Annotated in this window: 22 protein-coding genes; 11 read left to right on the top strand and 11 right to left on the bottom strand. The window is 63.5% G+C overall.

The features are described 5' to 3' along the window. Window positions 1–117: 117 nt before the first annotated feature. Together M1L53_RS16785 and M1L53_RS16780 are read left to right on the top strand one after the other, a co-directional pair. Window positions 118–696, top strand: coding sequence for a sigma-70 family RNA polymerase sigma factor (locus tag M1L53_RS16785; RefSeq protein WP_003940953.1), 579 nt, complete (start codon window positions 118–120; stop codon window positions 694–696). Beyond that, a complete protein-coding gene (locus M1L53_RS16780) occupies window positions 689–1,618 on the top strand; it encodes an anti-sigma-D factor RsdA (RefSeq protein WP_063836274.1) in 930 nt (309 codons plus the stop codon). The genes M1L53_RS16785 and M1L53_RS16780 overlap by 8 nt, the downstream gene beginning before the upstream one ends. An 89-nt stretch (window positions 1,619–1,707) precedes the next feature. Here M1L53_RS16780 and M1L53_RS16775 read toward each other — a convergent pair whose 3' ends face one another. After that, a complete protein-coding gene (locus M1L53_RS16775) occupies window positions 1,708–2,112 on the bottom strand; it encodes a DUF5319 domain-containing protein (protein ID WP_003940777.1) in 405 nt (134 codons plus the stop codon). Window positions 2,113–2,355: 243 nt separating this feature from the next. On the opposite strand from M1L53_RS16775, the gene guaB reads away from it, so the two are divergent. The 3 genes from guaB to M1L53_RS16760 all read left to right on the top strand — a co-directional run bounded on the left by guaB (window position 2,356) and on the right by M1L53_RS16760 (window position 6,974). Then, a complete protein-coding gene (gene guaB, locus M1L53_RS16770; RefSeq protein WP_003940903.1) occupies window positions 2,356–3,879 on the top strand; it encodes an IMP dehydrogenase in 1,524 nt (507 codons plus the stop codon). A 27-nt stretch (window positions 3,880–3,906) separates the two neighbouring features. Further along, window positions 3,907–5,046 carry a GuaB3 family IMP dehydrogenase-related protein gene (locus tag M1L53_RS16765; RefSeq protein ID WP_003940976.1) on the top strand — a complete coding sequence of 380 codons (1,140 nt, stop codon included), beginning with the start codon at window positions 3,907–3,909 and terminating at the stop codon, window positions 5,044–5,046. A 173-nt stretch (window positions 5,047–5,219) separates the two neighbouring features. Then, window positions 5,220–6,974, top strand: a complete 1,755-nt coding sequence (locus tag M1L53_RS16760; RefSeq protein WP_003940689.1) for a GMC oxidoreductase — start codon at window positions 5,220–5,222, stop codon at window positions 6,972–6,974. A 69-nt stretch (window positions 6,975–7,043) separates the two neighbouring features. On the opposite strand, the gene M1L53_RS16755 is transcribed toward M1L53_RS16760, so the two are convergent. After that, window positions 7,044–8,801 carry an Ig-like domain-containing protein gene (locus tag M1L53_RS16755; RefSeq protein ID WP_003940813.1) on the bottom strand — a complete coding sequence of 586 codons (1,758 nt, stop codon included), beginning with the start codon at window positions 8,799–8,801 and terminating at the stop codon, window positions 7,044–7,046. A gap of 51 nt (window positions 8,802–8,852) precedes the next feature. Continuing rightward, on the bottom strand, window positions 8,853–10,622 hold the full coding sequence (locus tag M1L53_RS16750) for an Ig-like domain-containing protein (RefSeq protein WP_054188125.1): 1,770 nt from the start codon (window positions 10,620–10,622) through the stop codon (window positions 8,853–8,855). 367 nt (window positions 10,623–10,989) lie between these two features. On the opposite strand from M1L53_RS16750, the gene guaA reads away from it, so the two are divergent. Beyond that, complete coding sequence (gene guaA / locus M1L53_RS16745; RefSeq protein WP_054188126.1) at window positions 10,990–12,561, top strand: glutamine-hydrolyzing GMP synthase; 1,572 nt, start codon at window positions 10,990–10,992, stop codon at window positions 12,559–12,561. A 55-nt stretch (window positions 12,562–12,616) separates the two neighbouring features. Here the strand turns inward: guaA and M1L53_RS16740 are convergent, their stop codons facing one another. Both M1L53_RS16740 and M1L53_RS16735 read right to left on the bottom strand, forming a co-directional pair. Then, window positions 12,617–12,850, bottom strand: a complete 234-nt coding sequence (locus tag M1L53_RS16740) for a hypothetical protein (protein WP_042926362.1) — start codon at window positions 12,848–12,850, stop codon at window positions 12,617–12,619. Continuing rightward, window positions 12,847–14,232 (bottom strand): PspC domain-containing protein, encoded by a 1,386-nt coding sequence (locus M1L53_RS16735; protein WP_054188127.1) that lies wholly within the window; start codon window positions 14,230–14,232, stop codon window positions 12,847–12,849. Before M1L53_RS16735 ends, M1L53_RS16740 begins: the two co-directional genes overlap by 4 nt. A gap of 236 nt (window positions 14,233–14,468) precedes the next feature. On the opposite strand from M1L53_RS16735, the gene M1L53_RS16730 reads away from it, so the two are divergent. The 3 genes from M1L53_RS16730 to M1L53_RS16720 are packed head-to-tail and all read left to right on the top strand — an operon-like array spanning window position 14,469 to window position 17,909. Continuing rightward, complete coding sequence (locus M1L53_RS16730; protein WP_037125680.1) at window positions 14,469–15,749, top strand: ATP-binding protein; 1,281 nt, start codon at window positions 14,469–14,471, stop codon at window positions 15,747–15,749. Then, entirely contained in the window at window positions 15,746–16,405 is a 660-nt protein-coding gene (locus M1L53_RS16725; RefSeq protein WP_003940972.1) for a response regulator transcription factor, read from the top strand. The genes M1L53_RS16730 and M1L53_RS16725 overlap by 4 nt, the downstream gene beginning before the upstream one ends. 49 nt (window positions 16,406–16,454) lie before the next feature. Continuing rightward, on the top strand, window positions 16,455–17,909 hold the full coding sequence (locus M1L53_RS16720; RefSeq protein WP_054188174.1) for an MFS transporter: 1,455 nt from the start codon (window positions 16,455–16,457) through the stop codon (window positions 17,907–17,909). Here the strand turns inward: M1L53_RS16720 and M1L53_RS16715 are convergent. The 6 genes from M1L53_RS16715 to M1L53_RS16690 all read right to left on the bottom strand — a co-directional run bounded on the left by M1L53_RS16715 (window position 17,906) and on the right by M1L53_RS16690 (window position 23,484). Next, a complete protein-coding gene (locus M1L53_RS16715; protein WP_030535124.1) occupies window positions 17,906–19,114 on the bottom strand; it encodes an MFS transporter in 1,209 nt (402 codons plus the stop codon). The genes M1L53_RS16720 and M1L53_RS16715 overlap by 4 nt on opposite strands. Before the next feature lie 188 nt (window positions 19,115–19,302). Next, a complete protein-coding gene (locus tag M1L53_RS16710) occupies window positions 19,303–20,697 on the bottom strand; it encodes a cell wall metabolism sensor histidine kinase WalK (protein ID WP_054188128.1) in 1,395 nt (464 codons plus the stop codon). After that, on the bottom strand, window positions 20,694–21,392 hold the full coding sequence (locus M1L53_RS16705) for a response regulator transcription factor (RefSeq protein WP_003940940.1): 699 nt from the start codon (window positions 21,390–21,392) through the stop codon (window positions 20,694–20,696). Before M1L53_RS16705 ends, M1L53_RS16710 begins: the two co-directional genes overlap by 4 nt. A gap of 75 nt (window positions 21,393–21,467) precedes the next feature. Continuing rightward, window positions 21,468–22,109 carry a phosphatase PAP2 family protein gene (locus M1L53_RS16700; RefSeq protein ID WP_042449719.1) on the bottom strand — a complete coding sequence of 214 codons (642 nt, stop codon included), beginning with the start codon at window positions 22,107–22,109 and terminating at the stop codon, window positions 21,468–21,470. 2 nt (window positions 22,110–22,111) lie between these two features. Continuing rightward, window positions 22,112–22,696: a M15 family metallopeptidase gene (locus tag M1L53_RS16695; protein WP_054188129.1), complete on the bottom strand. Its 585-nt coding sequence runs from the start codon at window positions 22,694–22,696 to the stop codon at window positions 22,112–22,114. 110 nt (window positions 22,697–22,806) lie between these two features. Next, window positions 22,807–23,484: a helix-turn-helix domain-containing protein gene (locus M1L53_RS16690; RefSeq protein WP_054188130.1), complete on the bottom strand. Its 678-nt coding sequence runs from the start codon at window positions 23,482–23,484 to the stop codon at window positions 22,807–22,809. A 135-nt stretch (window positions 23,485–23,619) separates the two neighbouring features. Here M1L53_RS16690 and M1L53_RS16685 point away from each other — a divergent pair, with 135 nt between their 5' ends. Next, entirely contained in the window at window positions 23,620–24,456 is an 837-nt protein-coding gene (locus M1L53_RS16685) for a class I SAM-dependent methyltransferase (protein ID WP_054188131.1), read from the top strand. Further along, a complete protein-coding gene (locus M1L53_RS16680) occupies window positions 24,453–25,844 on the top strand; it encodes an FAD-binding oxidoreductase (RefSeq protein ID WP_003940869.1) in 1,392 nt (463 codons plus the stop codon). Before M1L53_RS16685 ends, M1L53_RS16680 begins: the two co-directional genes overlap by 4 nt. Window positions 25,845–25,851: the final 7 nt, after the last annotated feature.

The raw sequence follows: 25,851 nt of genomic DNA, 5'->3' as shown, positions 1-25,851 counted from the left end.
GCTGGGCAGGTATGCGGAGACCAGTCGGTCCGGATGGTTACTCTTAGAGGGTTCCGCTGAGAGCGGGAGCACACCCGCTCGGGAGGTGCCACTGTAACGCCAGGATTTTCGCTGACGATGACAAATACGAGCGATGAGTTGGACACCGCGGTCGCCGCTGCTGCGCAGGGCGACCGTACAGCTCTAGCTTTGGTTCTGGAGAACATCCGACCGATGGTGGTGCGCTACTGCCGCGGTCGAGTGGGTGCGGCCGAGAGAGGACACCTGTCCGCTGACGACGTCGCACAGGAAGTCTGTCTGGCCGTGATGACCGCGCTGCCGCGTTATCAGGACCAGGGACGCCCGTTCATGGCCTTTGTGTACGGAATTGCCGCGCACAAGGTTGCGGACGCACATCGAAGCTCCGCCCGTAACAAGTCGGAGCCCGTTTCCGAAGTACCGGATGTAATAGCACTGGATGATGGTCCCGAACAGCGAGCTCTCGATTCGGAGTCCAGCAGACAGATGCACGAACTTCTCGGCACACTTCCGGAGAAGCATCGAGAAATCTTGATACTTCGCCTGGTGGTCGGGATGTCGGCCGAGGAAACGGCCGTCGCCGTCGGTAGTACCGCCGGAGCTGTACGAGTCGCTCAGCACAGAGCGATCGCGAAACTGAAAAAAGAAGTGACGAAAGCAGGTGAGAGCTTTGGCTAGAGACGAGGGGCATGACGCTTCGAATCTCGGTGATCTCGCCGACGACGGTACGCCAGTGGATTTGGCTGCGGTTCGGCGTGACGATGCGCTGATCGAATCCATTTCGAATGGTGGGCCGGTAGCAACCGATAGCACCGAACAGTACGAACTTGCGTTGATCCTCTCGCAATGGCGTGACGATGTCGTTGCGACTCCGATGCCCGAGGGTCCGTTATTGGACGATGTCATCGCTGCAATCACAGCGACGCCGTCCGGCTTCTCCGATCGTCAGCGTTCACGTTCCCGTTCTCGATTGCGTGTGGTTCGTCCGATCGCCGCCGCTGCAGCAGTTGCAGCAGTGGTCTTCGGTGGCGCCACGGCGATGGCGTACGACGCCCAGCCCGGCGATGCCCTGTGGGGCGTCAAGCAGGTCGTCTTCGCCGACGAGGCCAACTCGACAGTTGCGAAGATCGACACGACTTCCGAGCTGGAAAAGGCCGAGCGGCTGTTGGCTGCCGGAGACATTCCTGCGGCAAAGATGGTGCTGGACAACGCAGCTCACCGTGCCGATGCGGTCAAGGACTCGCAGGACAAGACCGACCTCGTCGAGCGTTGGGGCAAGTTGATGACGCAGGTCCAGGAGACCACGTCACCCGCAGTGCCGCCGTCGACGACCGACCAGCAGTCCTCGATTGCCACGTCTCCCACGGCGATTCCGGGGATCTCCGTCAATCCGGCGAACCCTCAGCTGCCTGGGGGTGTGACCACGACGACAACGCCCAATCCTGGAATCATGCAGGCGCCTGGTCCAAGCGCGGCGTCGTCGACACCGTCATCGTCGCCCACGGCAACGACCACGACAACAACGACGACAACCACGACAACGACGCCTCTGGCGCCGGCCTCGTCTCCGTCGGGTGATTCATCTTCACCCCCGCCCTGATCGCACCGTTCCGATCTGAATTCAAACGAAAGTGGCCGACAAGCAATTGCTTGTCGGCCACTTTCGTATGAGCTTGGGTGAGGCTTCGCTCAGCTGTCGAAACCGTCGCCGTGCATCGCCTCGTTCATCGACGCGTCGGCGTATCCACGGCAGTAGTCCCACGTGACATATGCCTCAGGCATCGGGTCGTAGGCAGGCTCGTGAGGGCGGACGGTTCCGTCCACGAGCAGCTGCAGCAGGTTTGCGCGCAGCATGTCCCAGTCGTGGTAGTGATCCTGTTGGCAGTCCTCGCAGCAGACTACGAGACCGCGGATACCGCGGTGAGCGAGGAGTGCCTCGTAAACAGCGAGGTCAGCGAGATCCTCCTCGACCGCTTGGCGTTCGTGGGGGTCGAGTGGTTGGCCCGGCTCGATGGCATCGAGAGCCGCGGAGGGGTCAGCTGGGTCGCCGGCGAAGGGATCTGGCGGCAGACCGGGGGGCAGTTGATCACGCACAGCACCACGGTACGCAGGTCAGGGGGGTCAGCGCCACTTGTTACGCGTACACGCAGCGTGGGTGGGATGGTTCGGACCTTTGAGTGAGCCGATACCATGGTGTGCAACGCCGGGAAAAGGTGCCAGGAATTTCTTTCCGTGCAGGCGCCTTCTATCCGATATCCAGCTTTCGTAATCCGTTTCGAGGCGGCTGCTACAGCGGTCGCCCTGGGCGAATCTAGGTCCATGGAGGGTCCTGACCGCATGAGTAGTTCTGCAGGACATGTACACACCGGAGGAGACGACCCCAACAAGGTCGCGATGCTGGGACTGACATACGACGACGTGCTGCTGTTGCCGGCTGCGTCCGACGTCATCCCGAGCCAGGTCGACACGTCCAGTCAACTGACCCGCGACATCCGTCTGCGGATTCCGTTGGTCAGTTCTGCGATGGACACCGTCACCGAGTCGCGCATGGCAATTGCGATGGCACGCGCCGGCGGCATGGGTGTTCTGCACCGCAACTCGTCGGTTGAGGTCCAGGCAGGACAGGTCGAGACGGTCAAGCGTTCCGAGGCCGGCATGGTGACCGATCCCGTCACGTGTAAGCCGACCGACACGATGGGTGAGGTCGATGCGAAGTGCGCTCGTTTCCGCATCTCGGGTCTGCCTGTCACCGACGACGCCGGCCAGCTGGTTGGCATCGTCACCAACCGGGACATGCGTTTCGAGGTCGACCAGAATCGCCCGGTCGCGGAGATCATGACCAAGATGCCCCTGATCACCGCTCAGGAAGGCGTCACCGCTGACGTGGCACTGGGCCTTCTTCGTCGGCACAAGATCGAGAAGCTGCCGATCGTCGACGGCAACGGCAAGCTCACCGGTCTGATCACGGTCAAGGACTTCGTCAAGACCGAGCAGCATCCCGACGCCACCAAGGACCGTGACGGTCGACTGCTCGTCGGCGCTGCAGTCGGTGCCGGCGATGACGCCTTCCAGCGCGCGATGGCGCTCACCGATGCCGGTGTGGACGTACTCGTGGTGGACAGTGCGCACGGGCATTCGTCCAACGTTCTCGACATGATCGCCAAGCTCAAGCGTGAACTGGGCGAGCGGGTTCAGATCATCGGTGGCAACGTCGCTACGCGCGCGGGTGCTCTGGCACTGGTCGAAGCCGGCGTCGATGCCGTCAAGGTCGGAGTCGGCCCTGGTTCCATCTGCACCACCCGCGTCATCGCCGGTGTCGGTGCCCCTCAGGTCACGGCCATCCTGGAAGCGGTTGCCGCGTGCAAGCCTCTCGGTGTGCCCGTCATCGCCGACGGTGGACTCCAGTTCTCCGGAGACATCGCGAAGGCTCTTGCCGCAGGTGCGTCGACGGCCATGCTGGGTTCACTCCTGGCCGGTACCGCTGAATCGCCCGGCGAACTGATTCTGGTCGGCGGCAAGCAGTTCAAGAGCTACCGCGGAATGGGTTCGCTCGGCGCGATGCAGTCGCGTGGCGAGGCCAAGTCGTACTCCAAGGATCGGTACTTCCAGGACGACGTGCTGTCCGAGGACAAGTTGGTTCCGGAAGGCATCGAAGGACGTGTCCCGTTCCGTGGCCCGCTCTCGCAGGTGACGCACCAGCTCACCGGTGGTCTGCGCGCTGCCATGGGATACACGGGGTCGGCGACGATCGAGCACCTGCAGAACGCTCAGTTCGTCCAGATCACGGCGGCCGGTTTGAAGGAAAGCCATCCGCACGACATCACGATGACTGTCGAAGCACCCAACTACACCGCTCGTTAGCAACCAGTACACGAGAAAGGGGCGCGCGTGCGCGACCTCGTTGAGATCGGCATGGGTCGAACGGCCCGACGTACCTACGAGTTGGACGATGTGAACATCGTTCCCTCCCGGCGAACTCGTTCGTCGAAGGAGGTGTCGACTGCTTGGCAGCTCGACGCTTACAGGTTCGACATTCCTGTCCTCGCACATCCCACCGACGCGTTGGTCTCGCCGACTTTCGCGATCGAGTTGGGTAAGCGCGGCGGCCTCGGTGTCATCAACGGTGAAGGCCTGTGGGGCCGTCACCCCGATGTCGAGGAGAAGCTCCGGCGTCTCGTCGAGATCGCCGAGAAGGACGGTGGCGTCGACGCGGCCATCCGCTACCTGCAGGAGCTGCATGCGGCTCCGCTGCAGGCCGGTCTTCTGGCAGCTGCGGTGGCGCAGGTCCGTGATTCGGGGGTCACCACTGCCGTTCGCGTCAGTCCGCAGAATGCGCGCGCACTGACGCCGGAGCTGATCAAGGCGGGAATCGACCTCCTGGTCGTCCACGGCACGATCATCTCGGCCGAGCACGTCGTGCACACCGAGCAGGAACCGCTCAACCTCAAGACGTTCATCTCGGAACTCGACGTTCCGGTTGTCGCGGGTGGGGTCAGTGACCACCGCACCGCGCTGCACCTGATGCGTACCGGCGCTGCCGGTGTCATCGTCGGGTACGGGTCTACCGAGGGTGCAACCACCACCGGTGAGGTCCTGGGCATCGGTGTTCCGATGGCCACGGCCATTGCCGATGCTGCAGCAGCCAGGCGCGACTACCTCGACGAGACGGGTGGACGCTACGTCCACGTCATCGCCGACGGTGACATCGCAACTTCGGGTGATCTGGCGAAGGCCATCGCCTGCGGTGCCGACGCTGCCGTTCTGGGCACGCCGCTGGCCGTGTCCGCCGAGGCGCCGGGTGGTGGCTGGTACTGGCCGTCCGCTGCGGCTCATCCTTCGGTTCCGCGTGGAGCACTTCTTCCGGTTTCCTATGGTGAGCGTCCGAGTCTGGACCAGGTTCTGAGCGGCCCTTCGGACGATCCGTACGGTTCGCTGAACTTCGTCGGTGGTCTCCGTCGGTCGATGGCGAAGGCCGGATACTCCGATCTCAAGGAGTTCCAGAAGGTCGGGCTGACAGTCCGCGCGTAGTTTGTACCTTTCTGTGGCCCCGGTTCTTCGTGAACCGGGGCCACAGTTCGTTGTGCAGGACTTTCTTCCGTTCCTGATACTTGCGGTTACGCTTATGGGGCCCCTTGTGGTGGTAGTCACAAGGGATAGGTGCATACTGGCGGGTAACTACGGTTCACGGTGGAGGTGTCCTGATGGGCAAGCAACGGGCAACGGACTACGACGTACTGATCGTCGGATCCGGGTTCGGCGGAAGCGTGAGCGCGCTTCGTCTCGTGGAGAAGGGCTACAAGGTCGGCGTCATCGAAGCCGGCCGACGGTATGCCGACGAAGATTTCGCGAAGACCAGTTGGGATCTCAAGAAGTTCCTCTGGGCTCCGAAGCTGGGGTGCTTCGGCATTCAGCGCGTGCACCTGTTGCGCGACTGCCTCATTCTCGCGGGCGCAGGCGTCGGCGGCGGGTCGTTGAACTACGCCAACACGCTGTACCAGCCGCCGGAGCCGTTCTTCCAGGACAAGCAGTGGGCGCACATCACCGACTGGCGAAGCGAGCTCACCCCGTACTACGAGCAGGCTCAGAAGATGCTCGGCGTCGTGCAGAATCCGCACATGACGCCCGCTGACGAGATCATGAAGTCCGTCGCAGATGACATGGGCGTCGGCGACACGTTCATCCAGACCCCTGTCGGCGTCTACTTCGGTGAACCTGGCAAGAAGGCGAAGGACCCGTACTTCGGCGGCGTCGGACCCGAGCGCACCGGTTGCATCGAGTGTGGCGAGTGCATGACGGGCTGCCGTCACGGAGCGAAGAACACGCTCCTCAAGAACTATCTGGGCCTTGCCGAGACAGCCGGCGCCGAGATCATTCCGATGACCACCGTGTCCGGGCTTCGTGAGGCTCGCGACGGTTCGTGGGACGTGTTCACCGAGCGAACCGGTGCATTCGGACGAAAGAACCGCCGCACCTACACGGCTGCGAACGTCATTCTCGCGGCCGGAACGTGGGGCACTCAGCATCTGCTCTTCGACATGAAGGACACCGGAGCGCTGCCCAAGCTCTCCGACAAGCTCGGCGAGCTGACTCGAACGAACTCCGAATCCATTGTCGGCGCAGGCAAGTACAAGGTCGATCCCGCACTCGACCTGACCCGCGGAGTGGCGATCACCTCGTCGTTCCACCCGAGCAGCGACACCCACATCGAGCCGGTCCGCTACGGCAAGGGATCGAACGCGATGGGCCTGTTGCAGACCTTGATGACGGACGGCGGCGGCAAGACGCCCCGATGGATCAAGTTCCTCGGTGTGGTTGCGAAGAATCCGTACCAGATGTTGCGCATGTTGACGGTCAAGGACTGGAGTGAGCGCACGATCATCGCGTTGGTCATGCAGAACCTCGACAACTCCATCACCACGTACACGAAGAAGGGCCTGTTCGGTCGACGCAAGGTCACCAGCAAGCAGGGCCACGGTCAGCCGAACCCGACGTGGATCCCGGAGGGCAACGAGGCGACGCGTCGAGTTGCCGAGAAGATCGACGGCGTCGCGGGCGGCACGTGGGGCGAGATCTTCAACGTTCCACTGACGGCGCACTTCCTCGGCGGTTGCGCTATCGCGTCGGATTCCGATCACGGCGTCATCGATCCGTACCACCGCGTGTACGGCTACCCGACGCTCAGCGTCGTCGACGGCGCAGCGGTCTCGGCCAACCTCGGCGTGAATCCGTCGCTGACCATTGCCGCTCAGGCCGAGCGTTCGGCCTCGCTGTGGCCGAACAAGGGGGAGACCGACCTGCGTCCCGCCCAGGGCAGCGGCTACGAGCGTTTGGCTCCGATTGCACCCAAGTCGCCTGTGGTGCCGGCGTCGGCCCCGGCCGCGCTGGTCCTGCCGATCGTGAAGATCACCGGCGGCAAGACAGCTACCGCTGTTCCGGCGGAGCCGGCAGCCGGATAGTTCGCCGCGAACGAAGATGGGGCGTGTCGGCGCGGGTTCGACGCCACCCCCCAACGCGGGTTCAGAGTGTCAGCCTCCTAGCGACCCGAACAGAGTGCCGAGGTCGAGGCTGCCGGTCCCGCCTCCGGGCCCGCCGTCCGTATCGCCGGGGACGGTCAGGGTCTGCGGCGCGGATGCGGAGGCCGTGTAGCCCGAAGCGCCCACGAATTCGGCGGTGACACTGTAGGTCCCGGAGTTGTAGAACGTCGCCGGTACCGTTGCGACACCGTTGACCACGTCGACCGGTCCACCGATGAGGGTGTCACCGACCTTGAACTGGACCTTGCCTGTGGCGCCGGACGGATCGACCGTTGCCTTGAGCGTCACCGGGGTGTTCTTCTGAACAGTTCCGACAGCGTCGAGAACCGTGGTCGTCTCGACGTCGGCCGGAGCCGGCGTCGTCACACTGACCGGGAATGCCGGGGCAGCGGACGGCGCGAATCCTGGTGAGCCCGTGAACTTCGCGACAACCTTGTGCGTTCCGGTCGAGGTGAAGGTGTACGGAGCGACGGCAACTCCGTCGGTTCCGACCGGAGCACTGACCGTTTCGGTGCCGTCGACGATGAAATCGACGGTGCCGCCGGTACCCTGCGGATCGACCTTGGCAGTCAGGTTGACGTCCTGTCCGACCTTCGCGGTCGACGGCGACACCGTGGCGGTAGTGGTCACGGCGTCCGGCGGTGCATCGGTCGTGACGGTCACGATCTTGGCCGACGCCGACGTCGACGCCAGGAACCCGGGGGCTCCGCTGTAGCTCGCGGTGATGGAGTGCGGTCCGTCCTCGGTGAAGGTCGGGGAGATGCTGGCCGACCCTCCGGTTACCGGCACGGCGTCCTCGAGTGGGTTGTCGCCGTCGAAGAACTGGACGGTTCCACCGTTTGCGCCGCCGCTCACGTTGGCTGACAGGGTGACGGGAGTTCCGTTCTTGGCGTTGGCCGGTCCGACGACTGTGGTGGTGGTTGCCTTGTCCGCCTCGATGATCCGCGTCGTGGCGAGGGGGCCTGCGCCGCTGTTGAGCGGACCGTTCTCGGCGTCACGCGGGGTGCATCGCGTGGGTGCCCAGGCGGTGATGACCAGGGTGGCCTTGGGGAGGAACGTGAGGAAGTTGCGATCGTTGTTCCACGCTCCCGCGCTGCCGCCGGTGCGTACCTTCATCGCGACGTCCCCTGAATCGCCGGCCTTGAGAACTGCCTTGACCTGGGGGAGCTGGAACTGCGTGTAGCCGTCGGCATTGTTGGAACCATCGACGTTCTTGCCGGTCGCCTTGACGACGATGCCGCCCTCGGAGTTGATGCTCGAGCTGGGGCTGTTTCCGATGACCTGGTTGTTTCCGGAGAGGCGCAGAATCGTTCCGTTGGGATCGACGTTGCCGTTCTCGTTGACGCGCAGGATGTTCGGCGCGACACCGCTGAGCCCAGCCGAGGTGCCGGGGACGATGGTGGCTTCCACCAGGGTGGCGTTCGCAGGAACGTCGACGTCGACCTTGATGCGGGAGACGTTCTGGACGGTCGCCCCGGAAGCGGAGCCGGGAAAGGCGATGGGGCCGGGTTGGATGGTGACCTCGAAGGTCTCACCGGCGCCGATGGATTCCGGTGCGTCGACGATGACCGAGCCGGACTGTGACTGCGTGGTCGGACCGGCGACAGCGGACGGGGTTGCCAGGCAACTCGTGCCGAAGGTTGTTGTCACGGGGGCCGCTGATGCGGGGATTCCCGCGAGGATGACGCCACTGGCGAGTGCCGTGGCGGCGATCGGCGCCGCGATGCGACGTCTGGAGTACACGAACATGGATTCTCCTGAGCTGGGTACGGGAGTGGTGTCCAAAGCTGATGTGGGGGACTAGCTTCCGAAGAGCGGGATGAGGCCGCTGAGCGAACCGGTATCCACGCTTCCGGTGCCGCCGCCGTCTGTCGGTGCGGTGCCGACCTGCACGACCGTCGGGCCGGAGACGGAGTTCTTCCAACCGGCGTCGCCGACGAAGTTGGCAGTGAGGCCGAACGTTCCCTCGTCGTCGAAGGTGTGCGTGAGTGTCGCGACGCCGTTGACGACGGCAACGGGTGCGCCGATGGGCGTCGTGCCCGACTTGAACTGGATCATTCCGTTTGCTGTTCCGGGTGCGACGGTGGCCTTGAGCTGCAATGCCTTTCCGACCTGAGCCGAGCCGCTGACGGTCAGAGACGTCGTGGTGTCGGCGCGAGCGGGTTCGGGATCGGTCACGTTCACCGTGAACGACGTGGACGTGGAGCCGATGAATCCGGTTCCGCCGGAGAACTCTGCCGTCACGGCTGCAGCGCCCGCTGATGCGAAGGTGTGCGGGAGGATCGCGACACCGTCACCCGTGCCGACCGGTGCGGTACCGATCTCGGCGCCGTCGACCTTGAACGTCACGGTTCCGCTGCTCGGGATGGGGGAGACGGTGGCCGAGAGGTTGGTCGGTTCACCGACAACAGCGGTGAGTGGTTCGACAACTGTGGTCGTGGTTCCCCAGTCGGGATCGCTGACGTCGAGTTGGGTTGCGGTGGAGACGGAATCGCCGTAACCGGCCTCGCCGGTGAACACTGCGGTGAAGCTGTGGGTGCCCGAAGCGTCGTAGCTGCGGGTCAGGGAAGCCGTCCCGTTGACTACAGCCACCGGTGCGCCGAGGTTGGTCTCGCCGTCTTTGAACTGCACCGTGCCCACGGCGTTTGCCGGTGTGACGACAGCGCTCACGGTGATGCTGTCACCTACCAGCGCGGCGTTCGGGGCCGAGATCGTGGTGGTGGTGTCCGCGGAGACGTCGACGGTCTGGACTCCGGAGGTCGAGCTGTGGAATCCCGGACCGGCGTTGTACGCGGCGGTGATGTCGTGGGCGCCGACGCTGTCGAAAGTGTGGGAGAGGGTGGCGCTACCGCCCGAAACCGGGACCGGTGAGCCGATGTCGTTGCCGCCGTCCTTGAACTGGACGGTGCCGCTCGCGTCGGACGGCGCAACTGTCGCGGTCAGGTCGACCGGCGTGCCGACCTTCGCCGTTGCCGGTGCAACCAGTGTGGTTCCGGTGGCGACAGACGGGTCGACTACCTGGACGTTGACGTTGATCGGGTTGAGGCCCTGCTGTGTGCTGAAGGCGTTGACGTCGAAGAGCATGCCGCTGTCGTACGTCCCGAATGCTGTGCCGACGGGGACCGTGTAGGTCGCTTCCAGTGTGACGGGTTGGTTCTTCTTGACGACGAATCCACCGACCAGGAAGGTGCAGCCGCTCGAGCACTTCGCGGAGACTCCGCCGTCTGATTCGTTGCTGATCGTGGCCCGGTTGGTCACACCCAGGTAGGTGGCCTTGGCGCTGCCCGGCACGAGGACGAATCCTGCGGGCGGGATGTCACGGATCTTTGCGATCGACCGTTCGATGCCGCTTTCGTTGTGCTTGATCTCGGTCTTGTACGTGACGGTGTCGCCTGGGTGAACTGCCGCGTTCCCGATGACACTCTTCGTGAAGATCAGGTTGTCGGTCGTGCCGGTGAAAGTGGTCGGCGGGGCTTCGTCAGCAGTGGCCAGCGTGCCGAGGACTAGAAGTCCGGCGGCAGCCGTCACAGCCGCGACAGGTATGGCGAGTCGTCGTATGAATCGACGCACAGGTCCTCCTCGAGGTGAGCGCCGTTCGGCGGCGCCGGCCGTTTGCGATCGTGATCCTGATCACTTGACGGGCGAGATTACCTTTACTGGACGTTTGGTTCAGGCGAATCGGTCAAACGTCCAGAAAATTCACCCTTCGTCCATTTCGGGCTCTGGCCTGCGATGATGCTGCCGAATTGATTGCCGAAGCTAAGGTGCGGGTGATTGGGGCGCCGTTGACCTGGACGGTGGTCTAGATCCGCGCGAGGTCGCCGCGCAGTTCTGAGGGGCGGCCTTTGTAGTGACGTACCTCGCGCTCGCTCGGCCGAGTAGCGGGCTGAGTCCATGCATGCGCAGAAGCGCTGGCTGCGGCGATTAGACTGCACCTGTGGCAGATATCGAGCAGCAGAGACCAGTTCTTGTCGTCGACTTCGGGGCGCAGTACGCGCAGTTGATCGCACGGCGAGTTCGCGAAGCCAAGGTCTACTCGGAGGTGATTCCGCACACCACGACCGTCGAGGAGATCGTGGCCAAGAACCCCTTGGCTGTTGTGCTCTCGGGTGGGCCCTCGAGTGTCTACGCAGACGGTGCTCCCAAGCTTGATTCCGCACTGTTCGATCACGACATTCCGGTTTTCGGAATCTGCTACGGATTCCAGGCAATGGCAGGCGCCCTGGGCGGCACCGTCGCCGAGACCGGTACCCGCGAATACGGCCGTACCGACATCGCGGTATCCGGCGGATTGCTCCACGACGGTCTTCCCTCGACGCAGCCGGTATGGATGAGCCACGGTGACGCCGTCACCGAAGCGCCTTCCGGCTTCGAGGTGACCGCGACCAGCGACGGTGCTCCCGTCGCGGCGTTCGAGGACCGCGCCCGCAAGCTCGCCGGTGTGCAGTACCACCCTGAGGTTCTGCATTCCCCGCACGGTCAGCAGGTCCTGAGCCGCTTCCTGCACGAGATTGCCGGTATTCCGGCAGCGTGGACGGCGTCGAACATCGCCGATGCGCTGATCGAGCAGGTTCGCGAGCAGGTCGGAGACGGACACGCCATCTGCGGTCTGTCCGGTGGCGTCGACTCCGCTGTCGCTGCGGCTTTGGTTCAGCGCGCAATCGGCGACCGGTTGACATGCGTCTTCGTCGATCACGGTTTGATGCGAGCCGGTGAGCGCACGCAGGTCGAGCAGGATTTTGTCGCGGCAACCGGCGCTCGTCTGATCACCGTGGATGCCGCGGACACCTTCATCGGTGAGTTGGCAGGCGTCACCGATCCCGAGACCAAGCGCAAGATCATCGGCCGCGAGTTCATCCGCAGCTTCGAAGGCGCAGTCAGTGATGTTCTGGGCGAGAACGCATCTCATGGTGCGACCGTCGACTTCCTCGTCCAGGGCACGCTCTACCCGGATGTCGTGGAGTCGGGCGGCGGCACGGGAACTGCAAACATCAAGAGCCACCACAATGTCGGCGGGCTGCCGGAAGACCTGCAGTTCAAGTTGGTCGAACCGTTGCGTCTGCTGTTCAAGGACGAGGTCCGTGCAGTGGGCCGCGAACTCGGCCTGCCCGAAGAGATCGTCGGACGCCAGCCGTTCCCCGGTCCCGGACTCGGTATCCGCATCATCGGTGAGGTCACCCGCGATCGCCTCGAGATCTTGCGTCAGGCAGATTCCATTGCGCGCGAAGAGCTTACGTCTGCAGGCTTGGACGGAACCATCTGGCAGTGCCCGGTCGTTCTCCTTGCCGACGTCCGAAGCGTGGGCGTGCAGGGTGACGGCCGGACGTACGGTCATCCGATCGTGCTGCGTCCGGTCTCGAGTGAAGACGCGATGACCGCGGACTGGACGCGTCTGCCGTACGAGACCCTCGAGCGCATCTCGACTCGAATCACCAACGAGGTTGCGGACGTGAACCGCGTAGTCCTCGACGTGACGAGCAAGCCGCCGGGAACTATCGAGTGGGAGTAAAAACAACTGTGCGCCTTTATTAACCCCCCGCGGTTAATAAAGGCGCACAGCAGTTTTACTTCCGGTTGCGCCGATTCGGCAGAATCACCAGCAGTAGTCCTGCCACGACGGCGGCACCGACGAACAGCCAACGGAATTGAATGTTCGCTGCCGGCGCCAGGGAGAACGGCCCGACCAACGCCCACACACTGACCAGAAGTGCGGCCAGTCCGGCGATCAGCAGAAGTGCCGAGGGGCGCTTGGATTCTCGGGTCTCGTCGTGCTCTGTGGTCTCGTCGTAGTCGCTCATGATTGCGTCACCTTCAGACTGCCGAACGTAGCTTTGGCGTTGATGGTCAGTGTGGGCGAATCCGGTGTCACATCACGGCCCGGGTGTATTCCGCCGTCGAGGCAACCTGATCCGTCACCCATGACGACGGTGCAGCTGTTCTTGACGTTGACGGTTGGTGGCACCATGACGACGAACTCGCCGAACGACGCCGCGACGTCGATGGTCTTGTCCTCGGTGAACTTGACCCCGTTGAGGTCGAGAGTGAAGCTTCCGAAGGCTCCCGAGTACGACGGATCCAACTCGGAAGCGGTTGCCGGAGTCCATCTTTGCTCACCCGAGGCGTCGAAATCGATCGGGTAGACCAACGAGGCGAGAAGCACGAAACCCACGAGCGGTCCGGTGACGACCAGCAGGCCGTACCCCTTGCGGAAGAATGCCCCGAGGATCAGGCCGAGCGCGATGACGGCGAGTCCGACAGCACCGACTCGGCCCGGAGTGAACCACTCGTTGCCGGTTGCCGCGCCCGCTGCCCCGGTGACGGCGGCGACGATGATCGCGAGTCCGAGCACTGTCAGCGTCCATCGCGAGCGACGCTTACGTGGTGGCAAAGGCAGCAGCGGCGTGGCTTTGACTGCCGGGTCCGGGAGATCCCAGGCGAACGGAGCGACACCGAGCGGATCCCAGGAGGGCGGTGTGATGGCGGCCTCGCCGATCACCTCGGTCGGATTGGCGGCGGCTGAAGCGCTCGGGTCCTTCGACAGGTTGATCGTCGGATGATCGGCCTGAGATTGCGGTGACTGTTCGGCCGGCCGTTCCTCGGGCACGTAGCTGTCGGGGAGTTTTGTGTACGGCGTGTACACGGGCGGCTGATTGGGTGCGAAGTATCCGGGAGTGAACGGCCCGGGCGTGAATCCCGTGCCTGGATACGCGGTACCCGCGCCGACGTACGGTGACGTGCTCTGTGGCAGCGCAGGCGGGACCGGCGCTCGTTGGTAGAGCAGCCACAGGCCTCCGACCATCAGAATCAACCCGATCAGACCGGAACCACCCAGGCCGACGCCGACAGGCCCGACGGTCGTAGCCGCGATGGCGAGAGCCACCAACAAGACGATGGTCTTGGTGCTGGAATCGGAGCTGTGTCCGCGGCCCATCAACGACTGTGCGGGGGACGATCCGTCACCGGCGCGGGCGAGCACCAACCACCCGGCGAGGTAGAGAAGGATGCCTGAGCCGCCGAAAATAGTGGAGGCCACAAACGCGACACGTACCAGAATGGGGTCGATGCCGTACCGGTATCCGATTCCGGCGCATACCCCGGCCACGTGACCTTGTGCCGGCAGACGCACGGGGCGGGTCCGCCACAGATCCTGGATCTGTTCTTGGAAAGTCGGATTGTTCATGAATCAATCCTGGCTTCCGGGGCGGCCTCCGCGCATCAGGGCCAACCCTGATCTTTGTGACGATCGGGGCCAGGGGCGCCGCCCTGATTCAGGGTTGGACCCTGATGTGAGTGCGAGTGGTTCGTGCCAGTATCGACTATGTGCAATATCTGTCAGATCCGCCGTTCGTGAGCGGTCCCGCTCCCGGGTTCACGGGAGGCCCGCCCGTCAACGGGGTACCGGTGCATGCCGTACCCATGAAGAAGGGTGTGCCCATCCCGGGCGGTGTTCCATTGCGAAAGCTGGAGCGGCGCTCCGGCGGTCGCATCGTCGCCGGTGTTGCAGGCGGTATCGCCGATCATCTCGGGATCGACGTCCTGAAGGTTCGAGTCGCCTTCGCGATTCTGGCGGCGATGGCCGGATCCGGCATCGTGATTTACGGCGCCCTCTGGATCTTCACCTCAGCCGGCACGGACACCCAGAAGCCGTCCGCGGCCGAGCGGCAGCGGGCGTACGGCTTGATCGCACTCGGATTGGGCGGCGCAGCCGCGTTGTCCTGGCTGTTCAGCGGCACGGCGGGTTCGGTGCTCGCACCGTTCTTCGTCGTCGCGATCGGTGCCGCTTTGGTGTGGCGCGAGTTCGACTCCGACGGTCCCCGGACCGTCATCGGCTTGCCGCAGCGGCCTACCGTTCTCACGTGGGCGCGGGTGGTCGGGGGAGCGACCTTGATCATCTTGGGTCTCGGCGTCGTCGTCCTCGCTCAGGTCGACCTCGAAGCACTGCGCTCGTCCCTGCTGGCCGTGGTGGTGACGCTGATCGGTGTCGGTTTGTTGACGGTGCCGCTGTGGCTGCGGATGTGGAGGGCTCTCGGCGCCGAGCGTGCGGCCCGAATTCGCAACGACGAACGTGAAGAGATCGCCTCGCATCTGCACGACTCCGTACTTCAGACGTTGGCGCTGATTCAGAAGCAGTCCGACAATCCGCAAGAGGTGGCGCGCCTGGCCCGTGGTCAGGAACGTGAGCTGCGCAAGTGGTTGTTCAGCGGCGGGGATATCGACCACACGAGCCTGACCGAAGGTCTGAAGATCATCGCCGGTGAAGTGGAGGACCAGCATGGCGTCACGGTCCGCCCCGTCACGGTCGGCGACGTACAACTCGAAGGCGAAGGCGTCGAGAACGGTCTGCCCAAGGAAGCGTTCACCGCGCTCCTCGGTGCGACGCGTGAAGCTCTCGTGAACTCGGCAAAGCACTCGGGGGAGAAGGAAATCAATCTTTTCGCCGAGGTCGAGGGCGACCAGGTCAGTGTGTTCGTTCGTGATCGCGGAGTCGGATTCGACGTCAATGCGGTGCCGGAGGACCGTCAGGGTTTGGCCAAGTCGATTCGTGGTCGCATCGAGCGACGGGGTGGCCGCGTCGTGGTTCGATCCGACATCGGAAAGGGCACCGAGATCCGCGTGCACATGCCGCTCGGTGACTCTGCTCTAAAGTGGGACCAGACTGCTGACCGTGTCGACAACCCCGAGGAACAGCCCCAGTGACTTCGCTTGCGCCGCCCCCGTACCGCGTATTTCTTGTCGACGATCATGCAGTGTTCCGCTCCGGGGTGAGGGCGGAACTCTCGCGCGAGGCAGACATGGACGTAGTCGGTGAAGCCGGTGGCGTCGCTGAGGCGATCGCGGGTATCAACTCGACGAAACCGCATGTCGTTCTGCTCGATGTCCACATGCCTGACGGTGGTGGAGTGGCAGTTCTGCGCGGAATCGATTCCGGCCCGGTGTGCTTGGCGCTCAGCGTTTCCGATGCGGCCGAGGACGTGATCGCGGTGATCCGCGGCGGTGCGCGCGGGTACGTGACCAAGACGATCTCGGGATCCGAACTGGCCGAGGGTGTACGACGCGTTGCCGGTGGTGACGCAGTGTTCGGGCCTCGCCTGGCAGGCTTCGTACTGGACTCCTTCACCGGGCGTTCCAACGCACCCGAGCCGCAACTCGATCCGGAACTCGACTCGCTGACTCCGCGAGAACTCGAAGTGCTCAGATTGCTGGCACGTGGGTACACTTACCGTGAAATCGCCGAGGACCTGGTGATTTCCGTGAAGACGGTCGAGACTCACGCATCGAACGTCCTGCGAAAGACTCAGCAGTCCAATCGCAATGCGTTGACGCGTTGGGCACATCGCCGCCAGATCGACTGAATTCCCGCGCGCTCTTTCGCGATTGCGTGTGAAGGCGCACCATGGACCGATGACGGAACCACTGGCGCTCGCGTCGAAGCGTGGGCGTTGGGTTGTCGCCGCCACCGTTCTCGGCTCGAGCATGGCTCTCCTCGACGGCACCGTCGTCAACATTGCTCTTCCTCACATCGGTGAAGAACTGGGTTCCGGTGTCGCCGGACTGCAGTGGACGCTCAGCGGTTACACCTTGGCCTTGGCGTCGCTGATTCTGCTCGGGGGAGCCCTCGGTGATCGTTGGGGTCGGCGACGGGTATTCGTGTGGGGGACGGTCTGGTTCGCGGTCGCGTCGTTGCTCTGCGGAATTGCACCTGACATCACGTTTCTGGTGATTGCACGAATCCTGCAGGGAGTGGGAGCTGCGCTCTTGACACCTGGCAGCCTTGCCATCATCTCCGCGTCACTTCGTGAGGAGGACCGCGGCGCGGCAATCGGATTGTGGTCGGGTTTAGGTGGTGTTGCCGGCGCCATCGGACCGCTTTTCGGTGGTTGGCTGGTGGAAGTGGCGGGATGGCGATCGGTATTCCTGCTCAATATCCCGCTGGCGATCGTCGTGGTGTGGGCAGCGGTGCGCCATGTACCGGAGAGCCGCGACCCGCATCCGCCCGAGCACCTGGACGTGGTCGGATCTGCCTGCGCAGTAGTCGGTCTCGGCGCACTGACGTACGGGCTGATCGAGGTCAACCCGATAGTCGGGCTGATCGGAGTGATCGCGCTCTGCCTGTTCGTTGTGGTGGAACGACGCTCACCGAGTGCCCTTGTGCCGCCGTCCCTGTTCCGCTCGCGGATGTTCGTCGCGGCTAATCTGGTGACCCTTGCGGTCTATGCGGCGCTGGGCGGTGTGTTCTTCCTGCTCGTGCTGCAACTGCAATTGGTTGCCGGGTACTCGCCGGTGGCTGCCGGCGTCGCAACGGTACCGATCACCTTGGCATTGCTGCTGTTGTCTTCGCGCGCGGGCAGTTACGCGCAGACGCACGGACCGCGGTTGCCGATGACGGTCGGGCCCGCCGTTGCCGCGGTGGGGTTGGTGTTGATGACGCGGATCGGCCCGTATGCGTCGTACCTGACCGTCGTGCTGCCGGGAGTTCTGGTGTTCGGGCTCGGCCTGGCGGTGATGGTCGCGCCGTTGACCGCCGCGGTGCTTGGTTCGGTACCGGTGGAGCAGTCCGGAATCGCATCCGGTGTGAACAATGCCGTTGCTCGCACGAGCCAACTTCTTGCCGTCGCGGCCTTGCCTGCCCTCGTGGGTATCGACGCCGAAAGTCTGGTCGATCCGACGAGTTTCTCCGACGGGTTCCGGTACGCGATGTACATCTGTGTGGCACTGCTGTTGGTCGGTGCAGCGATCGCCGCGACGCTGATCCGAACTCCGACAGTAGAGCCTGTTCAGGAAGCGGATTCGGTTGCCTGCAAGCCGCATTGTGATCTGACGGGACCTGCAGTGCAACCGAATCCGATGAGGGACTAGACGCTGATGTCGCGATCGCGGCTGGGCACCAAGGGAATTGCTGCGGCGGGAAATGCCGCGACTATCGCGAAGGCGAGCGGGTAGCCGACCGCGCCGATCAGCGCACCGACCACCGGGCCCACTGCTGACGCGGCAATGAACTGCCCGGTGTTCTGTGCGCCCAATGCTTTTCCTTGCCATTTCGGCCCGGCAGCTTCGGCCACGGAAGTGAATGCCAAACCGTTGTCGGCGACGCTGATAGTGGTTGCCAGCAGCAGGATCAAGGCGGGAACGCCCCAAGGCGCTGCGCCGGCTGCCGCCATTGCCAACATGACCGCAGACGCGGAGACGGCAACCAACCGCAGCGGGCCTACTCTGCTTCCGGCGCGATCACTCCAGATGCCGACAACGATGCGTCCGAGTGCACCCACGAACTGGGAGATCCCGATCAGGAGCCCAGCGGGCGCAGCGTCCCATCCTTGCTCGCTGATCAGCCAGACCAGACCGAATGTCGAGAGGGTGAACTGCGGAAACACCAGCAGTGCCGAGACGACGTGAATGCGCCACAGGAACCAGTTCGAGCGATAAGGATTTACCGTTTCGACCGGGATGTCTGTGGGCCGCGCCGCCGGCCGCGGGGGATTGATCAATGCGACGGCGCAGATCAGGGCGAGAACGCCGTTGAGAGCTACCGACAGTCCGACGGCCGAACCGATTCCTACGTTCGCAGCGAGAGTCGGGATGGTCAGCGACGCGATGGTCACGCCCAGGGGCTGTGACATCTGCCGGATTCCCATCGCAAGGCCGCGCCGATCCTTGGGAAACCAGCCGACCACAACACGTCCACTGGCAGCGTTGGTGCTCGCCGCAGCCATTCCGCCCAGCAGAAATGCGATCCCGAGGAGGGTGTAGTTGTCGGTGGTGGTCGCGGCCAGCGCGGCGATCGCCGTCAGGCCGAGCCCGATGGAGATGACCCATTTCTCGCCGAATCTGTCAGCCATCGCTCCCCACGCCACCAGCGTGAGAACCATGCCGAAAGTGGGTGCAGCGGCCAGAGTTCCGGCCTGCGTCAACGAGAGGCCGTGCTCGGAATGCAGCAGCGGGATCAAAAAGGCGGGGGTGCTGACGAAGACGGTGCCTGCGGCCTGGGCTGCGACGCCGATTCCGAGCATCGTCCACGCCTTCGGGGAGACGGCCGTCTTTTCCAGCCGCGACGCCTGCGTCATGGTGCCCTCCGATCTCTACGCTGTTCGACGATGCCGACGCTACTCGCGTGGTTTCACATGTTGAAACCAGAATCCCACTATTTGGTCAAACGCGGACGGTTCAGGGTGCGAAGTGCCCACCCCTTTTCGAGCGAACGGTACGACGATCGCCTTGGGTGCGCCGAAAGGTACGTTCGCTCGGGAAGGGGTCAGCGACGGGGCAGGCGAACCGTGAAGACCGTGCGACCATCCACCTGGTCCACGCCGATGGTGCCGCCGTGCAAGTGCACGTTCTCGACGGCGAGCGAGAGTCCGAGTCCGCTGCCCTCGCTGCGTCCGCGCGCGGTGTCGACCTTGTAGAACCGCCGAAAGATCGCCTGCCGGTCTTCGGGTGAGATGCCGGGGCCGTGGTCGACGACGGTGATGACGGAGAAACCGGATTCGACGCTCAACTCGACGCGAACCGGGGGCGCTCCGTGGCGCAGTGCATTTCCGACGAGGTTGGCGACGACAATGTCGATCCGACGCGAATCGACTCTGGCGCTGACACTTTCGGGTGCGCGCAGTTCGACGGTGTCTGTCCATCCGCGGCTCTCGAGTGTGCGCTCGGTCAATTCGACGAGGTCGACGTCGTCGAGGACGAGGTGCGCTTGCTGAGAGTCGTGGCGAGACATTTCGATGAGGTCTTCGACAAGTCGAGTGAGCTTGCCGATCTCACTGCTCACGATGCGCGCGGCAGCGGCGGCGTCGGGCGGAAGATTGGGGATCTCTTCACGGAGGATCTCACTGACCGGCACCAGTGCTGCGAGCGGCGTCCGGAGCTCGTGGGAGACGTCGGCGACAAACCTTCTCGACTGCTCTTCCGATTCTTCCAGACCTCGGATGACCGCTTCGTTGCGAGCGACCATGCTGTTGAACGTTGTTGTGACCTGGGCGAGTTCGGCTACTCCGTCTTCGGGGAGTCGGACGCTGAGGTCGCCGTCGGCAGCGCGGGCGGCCGCCTTGTCCAGGCGTTTGAGCGGACGGACAAGCGTCGACGCGATCCACAGCCCGAGTAGTCCGCTCACCAACACACCGGCGGCGAGGGTGAGGCCGACAGCTCGAAGCAGGTCGTCGAACTTGTCCTGCACTCCTACCAGCGGCTGGATGGTGACGGCTTTGACCAATGTCTCGTTGTCGTAGCTGTCGTCCGTGCTCATGTCCACGACATTGACGGACATTCCCAACATGATGCGCTGGGAGTCGAGCCTCTCGAAACGGATCAGCTTCGGACTGTCCAAACCTTCGTCGAAGCTGGGCGGAATGGTCGCCGCATCCACGGATCCTTGACGGATGACTTCGCCGTCGACGATCAGCGTCATGTCGGACTGGAAGATCTGTTGGAGGTTGGCAGGCGTCAACTCGTCTACCGGTGTTCCGTTGACGTATTGCAGTTCGTCGCGAAATTGTGCGGTCGCGACATCCTGAGCGTTGGAATAGATCCACGACCGTGCCATGAACGAGACGACACCCGCGGTTGCCCCGGCGATGATCACGACGATTGCGATGAACACGAGCACGAGCCTGGTTCGCAGACCGTCGACCTGAAGCCAGGTCGGTTTCATCGGGCTGGGCTGGTGTTGAAGCGATACCCGAACCCGCGCACCGTTTCGATGACGGTCGGTGCGGCCGGGTCGTCCTCGATCTTTCCGCGCAGCCGCTGCACTGCTGCATCGACGATTCTGGAATCACCCAGATACTCCTGGTCCCAGGCTGCGGACAACAACTGTCGGCGGCTCAGGACCTGTCCGGGGTTCTCGGTCAGCGCCAGGATCAGTCGGAGTTCGGTCGGGGTGAGGGTCAGCAGCATCCCGGCCTTGCGGACCTGCAGCGACGACCGATCCAATTCCAGGTCGCCGAACGTCTCTGCACCCGGCGTCGCATCCGGGCGCGTCGTTGCCGGTGCCGAGCGCCGCACGACGGCTTTGATACGAGCGTCGAGGACGCGCGGACTGGCCGGTTTGACGACGTAGTCGTCGGCACCGGCTTCCAGGCCGGCGACGGTGTCGATGTCGTCGGATCGGGCGGTCAGAATGATGATCGGGATCGAACTTCGGGTGCGGATACGTCGGCAGATCTCGTAACCGTCGGCACCCGGCAGCCCGAGGTCGAGCAGGACGAGGTCCGTGGCACCCAGGGCGTCGTCGAAATCACCGTTACCGTCGGGGCGATGGCTGACGTTGTGCCCGAGTCGGTTCAGTCCCAACGTGATTGCCTCGGCCACGGCTGGATCGTCTTCTATGAAAAGAATGCTCACCATGAGCTCACCTTGGACTCGCCATGATCAGGGGCCTTCTGCGGTCGGAGAAATCTCGGTCAGCCAAGGGTACAGGGGTCACACTCGCGAGAGTCGCTCGTTGCCTGAGTCTGCCAGCACCGCATGCCGGGCGACGCTGGTGTTCAACGGAAATGCCGACACAGCGAGGGTGTAGCAGCCGACGAGCAGTAGTGCACCGATCACGTCGCTCGGGCGGTGCCATTGCAGCACGACTACCGAGATCGCGGTTCCGATGGTGATCAGCGCACCGTTGACCGCAACGACCGCCCGCCACCTCGAGGGCGTGACGATCACGATCGCGCAGACCAGAGCAGCTATGGCCGTCAAAGTGCCGCTGGGGAAGGAATTGTGCATCACCAGACCGTTCAGGTCCGGTCGATCCAGCGATTGTTTGAGAACCCAGGCCGTCGTGATGGGACCGAGGGTCACGACGACGACGCGTAAAGCTAGCGCAATCGGGTTGTTGCGCAATGTGATCATGAGCGCCACGAGCACTCCTCCCACTATCAGTATCGGGGTGACGAGGCCGATGAACTCGGCGGAGAACACGCTGAGGCGTTCGGAGGTGGCCGCGCCCACCATGAGTTGTTGGTCGACGATCTGACCACCGGTGGTGTTGACCGCCAATTCGAATTCGACGACTCCGAGGATCAAGACTGCCAGTGCGGCAATCAGTCTCGCTGGCTTGACTCGTGTCATGATCAGCCTTCCGCTCTCTCGTCCGAGGGGTTGCTCAGTTGTGGCGGGCATTCCCCGCCAGGAGTGGTTGCCAATTCGAAATGCCACATCTCGTTGGCGTAGGTCTGGCAGAGGCCGTAATCGCTGCCGTGCTGAATGAGCCAGTCATCGGCGTCGGTCGGTCCGATGTCGACGGCCTGTCCACTGACATGCTTGGACAGGCTCGGCGAGTGCACCCACTTGGACGCTTCGTCCACGCTGCCGTACTTGACGACGGCTTCGTCGAACAGTCGCTGTTGGTATGCCGCGGACCGCCAACCCGACGTGACGTGCATGTCCACGCCGGATGCCTGTGCGTCGGCCGCTGCCGACTGGAGCGCCGCGAGCAGTGCGGAATCGAGACGGGCAAGCGCGGGCACATGAGTGTCCTGCAAGCTGATGCCGTCCTCGATCTCGCCGCCTGAAGGTCCTGAATCAGGCTGAGTGGCAAGGTGGTTACCGCTCTTCGGTTGTGCTTCTTCTGTGTACGAGCAGGAGCTGAGCGCGACCGCACCGAGCACGACTGCACCGAGTGCGACGAAGCGGATGATTCCGCGGTGGCTGGGCATACAACAGAGACTTCTCGGTCAGTGTCACCGGCAGGTGGTCACCGTTCGTCGACGGTGTCACGGTCTGCAACAACTCTGTAACAGGACGGAACGGGGCTGGTGAGCGCGCGCTACGCGGGGCGCGGGATCGACGCGAAAGTCGACAGCTCGAACCACGAAGGCAAGCTACGACGCAACGCAGTAGGCCCAGAAATGGTGACGTCACCGGACCGTATGGCGTCCGACCAGGTCAGGTTACCTCGCCAGATCTCGGTCATCTGTCGCAAGCCCGCAGAGACCGACACTGCAACGTCGAAACCCGGATCGATATCGCACATGTCCACCTCACCGGAATTGATGACGAGCCACCAGTTCCGCGAATGTTCACGTACTCCGGAGAATGCGAAGTGCACCACGGTCTTGCCTTCAGGCACCACGGAATGATCCACGCGGCGATGCATGTCCCACAGCAGCAGCTTCGGATCCAGATCTTCGTCGCCCAGTTCACCGATCCACCTGGTACCCCAGATGCCGAGAGCTTCGACCACAGGGCGCAGTTCGCGGCCGGCGTCGGTCAGACGATAGCTGACGACACAGTCGGTTTCTTCTCGCTCCACGATGCCGGCGACCGCGAGTTGGTGAAGCCGGGTCGAGAGCAGAGTCGGTGACATTCGCGGGAGCCCGCGGCGGAGATCGTTGAAATGTTCGCTTCCCATGATCAGTTCGCGGAGGAGAAGCAGTGTCCACCGCTCGTCGAGTAGCTCCATCGCCTTGGCGACGGGGCAGAACTGGTGGTACGAGGACCCCATCTCTCGATCGTAGGCCTCCGGGGTGCTCCGGTACAGATTTCGTACTGGAGAGGAGCGAACCGTCGTCGTAGCGTCGGAGTAACGGCATGAACGCTGTCGGGCTCCGAGTACGAAAATTATTGAAGGAGAACGGTAATGAGTGAATCAACGGGGACTCTCGGGTTGGACCGGGAGCTGAAGGCCAAGCACCGGGCAATGTGGGGGCTTGGTAACTATCCGGCGGTGGCGACGCAGGTCATCGCGGAACTCGGACCTGTATTGGTGCGTGAATGCGGCGTGCAGAAAGGAGATCGGGTGCTCGACGTCGCGGCGGGGTCCGGCAACGCCGCCATTCCGGCGGCTGCGCTGGGTGCGCAGGTGATCGCCACCGACCTGGCTCCCGAACTGTTCGTGGCAGGACGGGAGGCCGCGGCGCTCGCGGGTGTCGAACTCGATTGGCAGGAGGCCGATGCCGAGGCTCTTCCGTTCGGCGACAACGAGTTCGACGTAGTGCTCTCGTGCGTCGGTGTGATGTTTGCCCCGCATCATCGGCGCGCCGCGGACGAACTTTTGCGAGTATGCCGACCCGGCGGAAAGATCGGAGTGCTGAGTTGGACTCCGACGGGGTTCATCGGCGAGATGTTCAAAACGATGAAGCCGTATGCACCGCCCCCGCCTCCTGGTTCGCAGCCGGCGCCTTTGTGGGGCGACGAGAACCATGTTCGTGATCTGCTCGGCGATGTTGCCGCAAGGAAAGACGTACTTCGTGTGGACACATTCAGCGGGCCGGAAGATTTCCGCGATTTCTTCAAGAAGAATTACGGCCCGACCATCGCGGTGTACCGGAACATCGCCGACGATCCTGACCGCACGCAGGCGCTCGATCGCGATCTGCTCGAGTTGGCAAAGAAGTACGGCAGCGGAAGCGAGCCGTTCGTGATGGAGTGGGAGTACCTGCTTCTCACCGCGACACCCGACGAGGGCGGTGCATGATGACGACGGTCGAGTTCGCGCCACTGAAATCGGCGATCACGGGTTCTGTGTTCAGCCCCCGAGATCCGGAGTACGACGACGCCAGGTCGATCTGGAACGGGCAGATCGATCATCGTCCGGCGGTGATCGCCAGGTGCCGGTCGGCGTCGGATGTGTCTGTGGCACTTGCATTTGCCAGAGCCCATTCGTTGGAGGTTTCGGTCAGAGGCGGTGGGCATTCCTACCGAGGTACCTCGGTGTGTGAAGGCGGTGTGATGATCGATCTCAGTGCGATCAACGTAGTCAGTGTCGCCCCGTCCGCGAAGCGAGCCAGGGTCGGTGGTGGTGCGACGATTGCCGACCTCGACGCCGCGACGCAGGAACACGGATTGGCAGTGACCGGTGGAGTGATCAGTGATACCGGCGTCGGTGGCCTGACCCTCGGCGGCGGCATGGGGTGGTTGACGCGCACGCTCGGCCTGGCGATCGACAATCTGGTGTCGGCAGAGGTGGTGCTCGCCGACGGTTCGATCGTGCGGGCCTCCGAGAACGATCACAGCGACTTGTTCTGGGCGCTGCGCGGCGGCGGCGGAAACTTCGGAGTGGTCACCGAGTTCGAGTACCGTCTGAGCGAGATCGGTCCGGAAGTGCATCTGGGACTGTTCTTCTGGGGGATGGAGGACGGACCCGCAGCGCTTCGTCTGTGCCGCGAAGTGGTGCCTGCCCTGCCGAGAAATGCCGGAGCGATGGTTGCCGTCGGTTTGTCCGCGCCTCCGGCACCGTTTGTTCCGGATCAGTTTCACCTGCTGCCCGGATACGCGTTGCTGGTAGCCGGTTTCGGATCGGAAGAGGAACACTCGAACGCGATTGCGCCGATTCGAGAGGGCGTGCCGACGCTGTTCGAGTTCGTCACCCCGCTCCCGTACATCGGTTTACAGTCGATGCTCGACGAATCGGAACCATGGGGTGCATACGCCTATGAGAAGGCCTTGGACCTGGTGGATTTCTCCGACGACGTGATCGATGTTCTGACCGAGCAAGCGGGCAAGAAATCGTCGCCGATGTCCTTCATGCCGATCTTTCCGCTGCAGGGAGCTTTCACCTCCGTCGGCGAGGACGACACTGCGTTCGGTGGTTCTCGCACACCACATTACGTGTGCAACATGACGGCTACGGCCACCGATGCCGGGACACTGGAATTGGATCGATCGTGGGTGCGTGAGACCTGGGAAGCCTTGCGTCCGTTCTCGTCCAATCAAGGCGGGTACGTCAACTTCATGACCGATGTCGACGAGGACCGAGTGCGAGCGTCCTACGGTGCGGCGAAGTACGCGCGATTGTCCGCCGTCAAGGCGAAGTACGACCCGGACAACGTGTTTCACCTCAACGCAAACATTCTGCCCGCGTAGAGCGTCC

It is taken from the genome of Rhodococcus sp. T9N, from assembly GCF_024436645.1.
Classification (GTDB): Bacteria; Actinomycetota; Actinomycetes; order Mycobacteriales; family Mycobacteriaceae; genus Rhodococcus_F; species Rhodococcus_F qingshengii.
Note: the sequence above shows the minus strand (reverse complement) of the source record. Positions and strands in the feature narration are given on the sequence as shown.